This window comes from Mesorhizobium sp. M00.F.Ca.ET.216.01.1.1 (assembly GCF_004010325.2).
Taxonomy (GTDB): Bacteria; Pseudomonadota; Alphaproteobacteria; order Rhizobiales; family Rhizobiaceae; genus Mesorhizobium.
Genome location: NZ_SADR02000059.1, coordinates 1 through 10,491 on the forward strand (window position 1 = coordinate 1; position 10,491 = coordinate 10,491).

The 10,491-nt window shown below is 60.5% G+C and carries 8 protein-coding genes and 1 pseudogene; 4 read left to right on the forward strand and 5 right to left on the reverse strand.

Annotated features, from left to right (window positions below; all coding sequences use genetic code 11):
- Positions 1 to 212 precede the first annotated feature (212 nt).
- The 3 genes and pseudogenes from EN859_RS34745 to EN859_RS34755 all read right to left on the reverse strand — a co-directional run.
- Positions 213 to 1,415, reverse strand: coding sequence for a hypothetical protein (locus EN859_RS34745; protein ID WP_126038253.1), 1,203 nt, complete (start codon positions 1,413 to 1,415; stop codon positions 213 to 215).
- A complete protein-coding gene (locus EN859_RS34750; RefSeq protein ID WP_126043846.1) occupies positions 1,412 to 2,671 on the reverse strand; it encodes a hypothetical protein in 1,260 nt (419 codons plus the stop codon). Before EN859_RS34750 ends, EN859_RS34745 begins: the two co-directional genes overlap by 4 nt.
- Before the next feature lie 444 nt (positions 2,672 to 3,115).
- Positions 3,116 to 3,991: pseudogene (locus tag EN859_RS34755) on the reverse strand (RHE_PE00001 family protein); the annotation flags it as partial.
- A 725-nt stretch (positions 3,992 to 4,716) separates the two neighbouring features.
- Between EN859_RS34755 and EN859_RS34760 the strand changes: the two are divergent.
- Both EN859_RS34760 and EN859_RS34765 read left to right on the forward strand, forming a co-directional pair.
- Positions 4,717 to 6,879 (forward strand): prolyl oligopeptidase family serine peptidase, encoded by a 2,163-nt coding sequence (locus EN859_RS34760; protein ID WP_126038249.1) that lies wholly within the window; start codon positions 4,717 to 4,719, stop codon positions 6,877 to 6,879.
- Between the two features lie 38 nt (positions 6,880 to 6,917).
- Positions 6,918 to 7,616 (forward strand): OmpW family protein, encoded by a 699-nt coding sequence (locus tag EN859_RS34765; protein WP_126038246.1) that lies wholly within the window; start codon positions 6,918 to 6,920, stop codon positions 7,614 to 7,616.
- 737 nt (positions 7,617 to 8,353) lie between these two features.
- Here the strand turns inward: EN859_RS34765 and EN859_RS34770 are convergent.
- The gene (locus EN859_RS34770) at positions 8,354 to 8,572 is read right to left on the reverse strand and encodes a helix-turn-helix transcriptional regulator (RefSeq protein WP_029354714.1); all 219 of its coding nucleotides are present in this window, start codon (positions 8,570 to 8,572) and stop codon (positions 8,354 to 8,356) included.
- 109 nt (positions 8,573 to 8,681) lie between these two features.
- Here EN859_RS34770 and EN859_RS34775 point away from each other — a divergent pair, with 109 nt between their 5' ends.
- Positions 8,682 to 8,948 carry a DUF2285 domain-containing protein gene (locus EN859_RS34775; RefSeq protein WP_126038242.1) on the forward strand — a complete coding sequence of 89 codons (267 nt, stop codon included), beginning with the start codon at positions 8,682 to 8,684 and terminating at the stop codon, positions 8,946 to 8,948.
- Positions 8,949 to 9,426: 478 nt separating this feature from the next.
- Here EN859_RS34775 and EN859_RS34780 read toward each other — a convergent pair whose 3' ends face one another.
- Positions 9,427 to 9,660: a helix-turn-helix transcriptional regulator gene (locus EN859_RS34780; RefSeq protein WP_126038239.1), complete on the reverse strand. Its 234-nt coding sequence runs from the start codon at positions 9,658 to 9,660 to the stop codon at positions 9,427 to 9,429.
- 116 nt (positions 9,661 to 9,776) lie between these two features.
- Here EN859_RS34780 and EN859_RS34785 point away from each other — a divergent pair, with 116 nt between their 5' ends.
- Positions 9,777 to 10,058: a DUF2285 domain-containing protein gene (locus EN859_RS34785; protein WP_126038236.1), complete on the forward strand. Its 282-nt coding sequence runs from the start codon at positions 9,777 to 9,779 to the stop codon at positions 10,056 to 10,058.
- Positions 10,059 to 10,491 lie beyond the last annotated feature (433 nt).

Genomic DNA, 10,491 nt, shown 5'->3' on the forward strand with positions numbered 1-10,491 from the left:
CGCCCGGATTGTTCACGGTCGACTCTGGAGCCGTCCGTCACCGGAGGCGGGCGACGGCGCTCCAGCGAACACGCTGCCGGTCTGCTGCGGCGCAGATGATCCACGAACCATCCGACATGCGGGCTGACCGACCAGGACGTCGCCCTCGCGACCGTGGAGTTCGCGCGGGACGCTGTTCGGACAGCGTGCCGCACGATCGACGAGGCGGGCCGTCACAGCAGACGGCGTTGATTCTTTCCCAGGGCCGGAGGGGTTTTCCTCTTATCAGAGCCTTCCTCGCTCTTATCCGGTACCTTTCGACCGTCGTTCTTAACTTCCATGAATCTGCCGGAAACGCCAGTGTCAGCCTGCGGACGGCCTGTCCAACCTTCCGCGAATTTCGGTCGGCTGATATCGGCGAAGTCGAGCAACGCACCGAGAAACCCCTTTGTGTCCGCATCGAGGTGATCGAAGGAAACGAGATGTGACGCGTAGGCGACCTTCTCAAGGGACTTGGCGATGCTGAACAGCTTCTCCGAATTGCTCAGCCTGATGACGATTTCCGCCAGTCCTTCGGCAGAAACCGCATTGAGCTCCGCCGTGAATTTCTCCCGGACCACCTGAGCCAGCCCGGCGCCGTTCGGCAAGTATTCCCTGATCGCGGCCTCAGTCCACCGCAGGTTAGCGAGCGCTCCCTCGGTGTTCGCCCCGAAACGGATGGCGTCGGTCATGTGTCGAACGCGTTCGGCAGAGGGTCTGAGGGCGGTGTCCGCAGAAGCGAAATCGAAGGCGGCGGCAGCGATCGCGGCGGCGAGATAGGTGAGGCGTCCGGCTCCCCGAGCGGCGGCGGAAGCAGGATGCGCGTTCACGGCCTCGCGGGCGAACAGCTGAAAGCCTTCAAGCGCGGTATTGGCGCATGATGGCCCGAACCTGTCGGCGACAGCGGATTTCACCTCATCTATCTTGTCCCTTAAGACGCGACCGTTTCTCGCGTTATCGATATCGGCGATCTCGCCGTTGAACTCCTCTTCGGTCATGCGGTTCAGTCCGGAAAGCGCGTCGCTGTCCTTGAGGCGCTGGAGGTCCGCCCCGTCAATCCACAGGACTCCATGCTTCCGCGCCAGCTCCCGGAGCATGGGGCGGTTGTCGGTCGTGGCCACGCCTGCGCCCTCGACGGAGATGACGCCTGCCACTCCCTTGACGAAGAACAGCCGTTCCGCTGCCTGCGGAGTTCTTTTGTCCTTGATGTCGATGATAGTGCGCCGCCGGGCCAGCGTCGCTGAACGCTCGTATACCCACATGTCGATGTCGGTCAGCTCGACGCCATCATGCCGCAGCTTGATTCCGCGCATGACGAAGAACCCGGCACGGAGGAAATATGCTCTGACCAGCTCTTCGGTCTTCAGACCCTTTGCACCGCTTGCCGTGGCCATCATAGCCTGCCTCCACCGCGTACGGCGCTCAACAGCGTCCGCATCTGCGACTTGCTTTGAGGGCCCTGTTTCTTTGTCCGGAAATCCGTCCGAGCGGCTTCCGGAGGAGTGTACCCGCTCATGCCAGCGCTCGGAAGCACTTCCAGCGCCGCTGCGGCGGCATCGCCACCCTTCAGAACCTGCAAGGCGATTTGACCGACCTCCATCTTCAGGAGGCGCATCGTGAAATAGCCGTTTCCGGTATGCGTTATCTGGACAACGCGCTCGAACTCCAGCGCTCGGTAGTCGCTCCCGATGGCAGGAGCTGGGCCGACCGCCTCGCCTCGGAGCAGCTTGGCAAGGATCAATTCAACTCCCCAAATTCGGCCGCGGACAGGCGTGCTCTGTGACATGCCGTAGCTGAGAGCGGAAACCAGCGCCTTGGCATGATCAAACGCGTCGTCGATCAGCGGACTGGTAAACTTGTGGAATGCGCCTGGCGACGTCATGAACGCGTGTTCGCCGGCCTCGTTGGAAACGACGTTGATGTCGAAGACGGCAGCGGACTGGAGCTTCGAGAGCAGTAGAGCGCCAAGCATCTTCTTGGCGTGGGTGGCTACGACCGCGCCCTTCACCTTGAGCAGCTGCTCGAACTGCTGGAGGCTTGCCTGTTCGGCCGGGGTCAGCGAGTCGAGCACCTTCTTGGTCTTTTGGGCTGTGTTCCGGCGGAACAGGTTGCCGTTGAACAGAAGGCGGTCATCGCCTTCTCCCTCGGCGTCAACGAACCCGATGCCATAAGCCTGGCCGAGGAAATCGGAGGTATCGTTCTTGGTTAGCTTATAGGTGTCACCGATGTACTCGGACGCAGCCTTCACGCCGACGGGCGCGGACGATGTCAGCTCCGCCAGGCCTATAGAGGCCAGCTCGAAGGGCTGAGGCTCGTTCTCGTCGAAAAGGTCCGAGGCGTGACCAAGCGCGGTGCGACCGGTCACGCCAATGACCGAAATCGAACCGTCAGCGGCGACATCGATGACCCGGCGACCCTGAAGCTGGGTCAGGCATGCCTGCAGCTCTGTCTTAGGATTCAGGCCGCCGATCCTTGCAGCGGCTACCACTTGGCTCTTGTTCAGATCCGCTTGCTTGCTCTCCGCAAGCCTGACCAGCAGCGAAGCCGCCTTCGCCGCAAGGTCTATCGCGCTGTATTCCGACGCGCCACGCTGGTCGCCCGAAATCTTCCTGCCGTGATGGATGACCCATGCGCCCTTAGTTTGCTTGTCCATGCGAAGCCCCATGCCGTCCCAAGACTGCACTAGCACGGTGTACGCCACATGCACAGGTGACCTCTTTCCCCCTGACCTGAGAGTATTGCAAGGCGTCGACGAACGCGCTGTATGGCCTGCAAATCGCTCCTTTGTTGACGGATCAGCCGAAAGACCCGAATCCGGCCCCTCAGGCCGGATGCCCATTCAGGCCGGTGGCCCGGGAGTCCTTGGTCAGCCATCCGGACAGGGGGTGCGGGCCGTAAGGATTCGATTGCCGGGATGCGGTATGAATCGAGTTGCTGACCGCTTCGAAAAGCGGCTGCATGGCGCCCGTATTGGTCGGCTGTGGGAGCCGATCTATTTCTTTAACTAGGTTTGTTTTTAGTGACGGCATTGCAATCCCCGACCACACTATTGACAAGTCGCCAGCGTCAGCCCGTCTATCGTCCAAAAAGCCCATCATCACACGATGCCCCACGCGCGAAACCTTCCCCTACCCGTCATCTCGCGCAGCCCAAGCTCACCGACCAGATTCAGCGCCCCCTGTTTTGTCACTTTTAGCCCCTTCTGAACCATGCCAGTCGAGACAAGTGGCCGCGACATCACCAGCTCGATCAGGTCGGAAAGTTTTGAACTGACGCGCCGCTCCCGCAGCCGCCGATCCATCTGGCTTTTTGCCATCACCAGCCGGTCATGCTCTTTCAACCCGGCGAGCGCTGCCTCGTGGATGGCATCGACAAAAGCCAACAACCGATCCGAGCGATTGCGCGCCCGCCGCCGCTCTCGTGGAATGTTCTTGGCGCCGAGCTGCAGGCTGACGAGATGATTGGCGGCAAGACCCTCCTGCCGCAGCAGCGCGGCGACGAACAGCGGCCCGAGCCACGTGGCATGCTGCAGCACCTCGATGTCCGACCAGGCTTCGAGGAGGACCGCGGCGCGCAGGATGACCGGCAGATCGCGGGTCCTGACCATCACATCCCGCCATTCGGCCAGCCGCTCTTCTTCATTCCAGTCGAGATCGTAGATCAGGTTCGGCCGGTCACGTCGTGACGTTTCCTCTTTTCGAGCAGACACGTCGGCGCCGCTCAGAATCTTCGACGAGCGCGCCAGGACAGCATCGATCTCGGCAAATTCTAGGGCCAGCGGATTCAGCTCCTGCACCTCCATCGCCGCATTGGTATCCGCTTTGGGGACAAACACCCCCTGCCCTTCCCAGCCTTTTTGTCCCGCCGCCGGCATCGCGCCACCCCGGCCGGTCAGGGCCAAAAAACCGTCGCGACTGAGCGCCCAGTCCGCCTTTTGCGACAAAATGCGACGGCGGGTTCGCAGCACCGCATGCGCGCGGGAGACGCGGCCGCCGTGTCCGCCGCTCCGCTAAACACGGGGCTGCGCGGCGGACACGCCAATGTCACCGCTGAATGCCACGCCATTTTTTGCAGAACTTGACGCACACAACTCGTTCGCCGAATGCAGCTTCCTGGCTTGATCGACAGACTTCAAGGAATGCAATCAAGGGGACGGTGCAGGCCAAGATTGCGGCAGGGCTTGGGCAACCATCAGGTCGCCCAAGCGGTGCCCCATCCTTCTCCTCAGAACTCCGCTGCTTCCAGCTGGCGGCTGAAACCCACAGGCAGCCAGCTTGGTCGCTAACCGCATCGATCGCCTCATGGTGTCTGCCATGAATCCGTGTGCGTGAAGCGCTCCAGAGCGAAGATGTTGGGCGTCAACCAAGTTCACCAATGAGCTTCACTGCTCGAGTTCTGCACGGTGTCACCGACTGGCGCCGGAGGTTGATCCGGTGATTAGGAGGAGCACTCGTTGTCGGATTCTCGACGATGTCGGACATGTGACACAACGCTTCCAGAGCGATCGCATTGTTCCGAAACGATTTTCCCAGTTGGCACGACGGTTGCGGTCCTATGCGCAAAAGCACTGCGATGCCGCACCGACTGGAAGAACTCATCAATGATCACGCTTTTCGAACATGTGGGCGCCGCTACCGACACTGAGCGTTCCCGAGCCGACGGAAGCATCTATCCCTTCTTTCTGAAGGCTGTCCGGACATGAACGCATTTGATGTCCGTCCAACGCTGGATGCTCCCGAAGACGATCCCTATCTCTGGCTTGAAGATGTAGAGGGCGAGCGGGCACTTGCCTGGGCCGCCGGCCAGTCGGCAAAGACCCTGAAGCACTTCAGTGAAACGCAGTTCGAGCGCGACCGCGCGGCTCTGACAGCCATTTTCGACAATCGCGACAACCTTCCCCTGATCGCGCGCCGTGGTCAGTACCTCTACAATTATTGGCGAGATGCCGGAAATCCACGCGGACTGTGGCGCCGGACCACCCTTGCCGCCTACATGAAGGCGGATCCCCAATGGGAGCTACTGCTCGATCTGGATGCTCTCGCGGCTAGCGACGGAGAGGATTGGATCTGGGACGGCGCGTCCATCGAGCCGGAGAGACGGGAAAGAGCCGTTCTGCGCCTGTCGCGCGGCGGCAGCGACGCGGTCGTGCATCGCGAATTCGACCTGATCTCTCTGAGCTTTGTCGCCGACGGTTTCAATCTCCCCGAGGCCAAAGGCTACGTTAGTTGGCTAGACCCTGACACGCTTCTGCTTTCCAGTGCGCTTGGTAATGGCATGGCCACCCGCTCCGGCTATGCGCGCACCGTGCGAGTGTGGAAGCGTGACGCGGATCCCCTCACCACGCCGGTAATCTTCGAGGCCGGGTTCGAGAGCCTCAAGGTGTCTGGTCATTCGGACCGCACCGGCCGCAGCGAACGCCTTTGGTTCATTGAGAAACGGGCCTTCTTCGAGAAGATCAGTTGGATCGGCGACAGGAGCGGGCCGAGGACGCAGATCGATCTTCCTCGCGACGCGTCGTGGCGGGTCTTCGGCGACTGGCTGGCGGTAAGGCCGCGCAAGCCCTGGACGGTGGGAGGCACCACCCATCCCGCCGACGCGCTGATCGTCATCTCGCTTTCCTCTTTCCTCGCAGGCGGACGCCGTTTTGAGACCCTGTTTCAACCAGCGGAAAGGCGCTCCCTGCAGTCATTCTTCTGGAATGACGGGAAGCTCATTAACTCTTACCTCGTCAATCTCGTACCGCGTTTGGAGATGTTCACTCCCGGCCACCAGGAATGGACGCGCCGAGTCCTGGACACCCTGCCCGCCGAAGGGACTGTCCACGTCTGGTCATTCGATGCGGCAGTTCACGAGACCAATGGAGAGGTCCTGGTCTGCGCTCAGGATCCGATCACGCCGCCGCAGCTCTTGCTATTCGATCTCAATGCCGCGCCGTCTCTCAGCGCTTCAGCAATCCTGAAGCGCAGCCCGGAGAATTTCGATGCATCCGGACTGGTGGTCACGCGCCACGAGGTAGTCTCTATCGATCATGAGCTGATCCCCTATACGCAGGTTGGTCCGGCGAACGGGAACGGAGATGCTCCGATTCACCTTTCCGCTTATGGCGGGTTCGGCATATCACTCCTGCCCTACTACAACTCCCCGCTGGGCAAGCTGTGGCTCGAGCGCGGCGGCACGTGTGTGGAGGCGAACATCCGCGGCGGCGGCGAGTTCGGCACCCGCTGGCACGATGCCGGGCGCAGGGAGGGCAAGCGTCTCGCGCATGACGATTTCGCCGCCGTTGCCGCCGACCTCGTGCGAAGGGGCATCACCCTGCCGAGGCGGATTGCCGCCGAGGGCGGCTCAAATGGCGGCCTGCTGATCGCAAACATGCTGACCCGCTATCCTGAGCATTTCGGGGCTCTGTTCTGCACAATTCCGCTTATCGACATGCGTCGCTACACCAAGCTCTTGGCGGGCGCGAGCTGGATCGACGAATATGGCGATCCGGACAAGGCTCACGATTGGGCTTTCCTGAAGGAAATCTCCGCCTATCACGCCGCGGCGCCGGGACAGCCCTATCCGCCTATCCTGATCGCCACCACGAAACGCGACGACCGCGTCCATCCGGGCCATGCGCGCAAGATGGCCGCAAAACTGCAGGCTCTTGGCTATCCCGCTTACTTCTACGAGGCCAGCGCAGGCGGGCACGGCTACGGCAAGGACAATCGGGAGCAAGCCGCATTCATCAGTCTAGGCACCAATTTTCTCCGCAGCGCAATCGGCTTCAACGATCACCTTCCGGAGATGGCGGAACGCGTTGCAACGCAAGAGGAGCATTTGAGCTCCATCAACAATTCATTCGAGCAGGAGACGAAATAGTGCAGTGCATCCTTTCTGAACATCAAGGAGTGAATATCATGGCGAGAACGCGAATGGGCGTAGCGCGGGCAATAGCAGCGGCGGTGGCCCCGATCATCGTGGGACAGCAGGCCGTCGCCGCGGAGCCTGCGCAAGCAGAGACCGTCCTGGCGGAGACGGGAGCCTCGGTCACCGAAGCGCCAAGCCCTTGGCAGGTCCGCCTGCGGGGGTTGGGCGTCGTTACGAAAGATCTGGGCTACGTTGATACGCTTCCCGGCTCCGGTCTTTCCTATTCGGACACGGTGACGCCGGAACTCGATATCTCGTATTTCTTCACCGACAATATCGCCGCCGAACTCATACTCGGCACCACCTATGCTAACATCGAAGGTCAGGGAACGATCCGCTCGGCGGGTAATATCGGCAAGGTTTGGCTGCTCCCGCCCACGCTGACATTGCAGTACCATTTTACCGATTTCGGCGCGTTCAAGCCTTATGTCGGCGCCGGCGTGAACTACACGATCTTCTATAACCAGGACACCGGCAGCGCCGACGCTCTCAAGGTGAAGAATACGTTCGGCACGGCGCTGCAGGTCGGTTTCGACTACATGGTGGACCAGCACTGGGGCGTCAACTTCGACGTGAAGAAGCTTTTCCTGAAGCCGGACTTCGACGTCACGGTGGCCGGCGCGAAGCTGACGGGGAAGGCGGAGCTCGATCCCTGGCTGATAGGCGCAGGTGTCACCTACCGCTTTTGAATATCAGAGTGAAGTCTGCTTCCCGACTGCCGGTTTAAAATGAAGGGCGCCTCGCGCGCCCTTTTTTACGGTCGACACTGCAGCGCAAGACCTCATGAAGCTATTGTCGGGCGGGGTTCTCTTCCGGCGGACCAAGAAGGTGCACTGGCCAACCGGCCTTGCGCCTGAGATGGAGTGCTTAGAAGCGCTTTGGATCGGGACGGGCTTTGGCATTGTGGGTGGAATGCTTCAGCCAGACTATTTGCCAGCATCGTCTCCCGGACGTCATGTCTGAGCTTCGTGTCAGCGCAAGGCGAACACGCGGCTCCTAGATGCCGACACGATGGCTGGTTCAGCCATGCTGCGACAGTTGCCTGTTTTTTCGGTTCCTTTGCTGTTCGTGCGCTAACCGCAACGCTCCATACTAGTCTCGCGTGCCTGTCCCCGTGGGGTGGGCGGCAGAAAGCGATTAGGCCCGCTGAAAGAGGCGGACCGCATCCGAAGGACCGTAACCAAGAGAAGGACCTGAAGCGAGAGCGAAGGTTGCGGGAGGTCGCGGCGGCCTAAAAGGCAATGCCGACCAACCCCCAGGCCCCAGGAAAGGCTGACAAAAACCGCAGCGGCCGACTGTCCAATAGGTTGCGCCGCGCCAGGGCGAGCCAAATGGCAGGGGCTGCCGGGGGGCCCTAAGAAAAGCGTGGGTTCACGAGCACCCGGCGCGCGCCATCAGGCCGCTAGCTACTTGGAGGGCGGGTGTATCAGGCCTGTTTGTCGGGCCGAACCAGATCCATATGGCTGACGCCGAGGGCCAATGCCAGTTCATAGATCGTGATAATTGTCGGATTTCTTCGGCCTTTCTCCAAGCCGCTGATGTACTGCTGACTGAACCCGGAAATCTCCGCAAGCTGCTCCTGCGTCAGACGCTTCCTTTGCCTGATCCTCTGCACATTCCGTCCGACCAACTTGCGCATATCCATGCACGCAAGCCAGCGGATCAGGCGGCTTGAGTTTATCAACTAAAATATGTAATCCACATTTAGCAGGCAGAGGGCTTCGCGGGTCCATTGGCCGGAGATAGAATTAGCGATGTTACAGCCCAAATCGAACACGCCGTTTGCCGATGAGGTCCCCTGGTCAGACCGCGTTACAGCCTACGACAAGGACCACTTTACAACCTATATGAGGCTCCTGGACGCCTCAGCCGACAACGCCACTGAAGAGGAAATGGCCCATGTGATCCTCGGCATTGATCCGGCACGCGAACCGGAGCGCGCACGGAACGTTCTTCGCAGTCATCTCAACCGTGCAAACTGGGTGGTGACGAGCGGCTACAAGGATTTGTTCGCCAATTGACGAAATGGGCGGTGCGGTCGCTTCGCTTCAAGCAACGAAGTCGCGTAACCACCATGCATCGACGCATCACCCAGCGCGGATGCGCTCGAAGATGATCGCGAAGACTTCCAGTCGGCGCCGATGGCCTAGCGCTTCGCTGTCTCATCGTTTTGTCCTTCGCTCGCCAATGGCTGCTTCCCAGGAAGCGGTGCGGCGGCGAGTCATGACAGGAACGGACCCGCCGTCTGAGCCGCACCGCATCCGAAGGACCGGATGGACAACCTCCCGAAAAGCTCACAGCTAGCTAAGGGTTGCGGGACGCCGCGGCGGGCCTAGAAGGATGCGGCGGCCCCTGCTGGGAAAGGCACAACAGAGAGAATTGCGAGAGTCTAACGACACGCTAGGAGGCGCAGCGGAATGGTCGAGACGCCCTGAGCCAAGAAAAGCGGGGATCGACCCACCGGCACCCGGCACGCGCGGTGATGGGCGCGGGCGCCCACTACGCACGCAGGCTCAACAGAATCTCACACGGATCAGCGTCGAGGGCCGCAGTTACGTCGAGAAACTCAATGATATCGAGACGCCGCTCTCCACCCTCATATTTCGCCACGAAAGATTGCGGACGACCAAGCTTCTCAGCCACCTGCGCCTGCGTCAGCCCTTTGACCTTGCGCAGTGAGATCAACTGGGCCAGAAACCGCTGGTGGCGGGGAGATCGAAGAGATTTGGGCATTTAGGTGAACCGGTCAGGTAGAGACCGGCTCAGCGACTAATCCCCGTTTCGGATTATCCCATTTTGGGATATTCTGCCTTGGATCCAGCGATCAACATGCGAGGTTCGCGGCAGACATGAATCGATCAACGGCAACAGATAGGACTCAAAGCTCAACACTGCTCGACGAAGTCCCTTGGTCTGACCGTCTTACCGCCTACGACAGGGCGCACTTTACCATCTATATGAGGCTCCTGGACGCCTCAGCCGATGAGGCGCCCGAAGAGGAAATGGCCCATCTGATCCTCGGCATTGATCCGGCACTTGAACCGGAGCGCGCCAGGAAGGCGCTTCGTAGTCATCTCGACCGTGCGAACTGGATGGTGACGAGCGGCTACAAGGAATTGTTCGCCAGCTGACAAATGCGCAGTGCTCGGTCATACAAGTAGGCAGTTCCTGTGGCAGCCAGTGGTCAGGCTGATCGGGACCTGCACCACAGACGCGCCGGCAAAATGGACCCGGTGGCGAGCACAATTCAGTTCCCAGGAAATGGGTTTTGGCAATTGTCCGAGCGTCTGACGTGATAGAAGGTTCCGCTCTGTCTGGATGGTAATAGCCCGGAGCAGCACTCCATATCGTGCCGGCGCTCGACGCAGAATGGTCCACCTCTTCGCTTTCAAGCCGGATAACCGAAAGCCATCGCCCTAAGTCAACGGTTAGAGATTACCGGCAGGCAGGTATGCAAGCGGGCCATCCTCGGAAACTATAAAACCGCACGACTAGCTCGTCAGCGACGAAACACCCGCTCGAGCACCGATAGACTAAGATCGTCGACCGTGAACAATCCGGGCC

Bases quoted from the DNA above. Each gene is read 5' to 3' on its own strand.
- EN859_RS34775 (WP_126038242.1), top strand. From the start codon at position 8,682: ATGTTACAGCCCAAATCGAACACGCCGTTTGCCGATGAGGTCCCCTGG.
- EN859_RS34770 (WP_029354714.1), bottom strand. From the start codon at position 8,572: ATGGATATGCGCAAGTTGGTCGGACGGAATGTGCAGAGGATCAGGCAA.
- EN859_RS34750 (WP_126043846.1), bottom strand. From the start codon at position 2,671: ATGGACAAGCAAACTAAGGGCGCATGGGTCATCCATCACGGCAGGAAG.
- EN859_RS34780 (WP_126038239.1), bottom strand. From the start codon at position 9,660: ATGCCCAAATCTCTTCGATCTCCCCGCCACCAGCGGTTTCTGGCCCAG.
- EN859_RS34785 (WP_126038236.1), top strand. From the start codon at position 9,777: ATGAATCGATCAACGGCAACAGATAGGACTCAAAGCTCAACACTGCTC.
- EN859_RS34760 (WP_126038249.1), top strand. From the start codon at position 4,717: ATGAACGCATTTGATGTCCGTCCAACGCTGGATGCTCCCGAAGACGAT.
- EN859_RS34745 (WP_126038253.1), bottom strand. From the start codon at position 1,415: ATGATGGCCACGGCAAGCGGTGCAAAGGGTCTGAAGACCGAAGAGCTG.
- EN859_RS34765 (WP_126038246.1), top strand. From the start codon at position 6,918: ATGGCGAGAACGCGAATGGGCGTAGCGCGGGCAATAGCAGCGGCGGTG.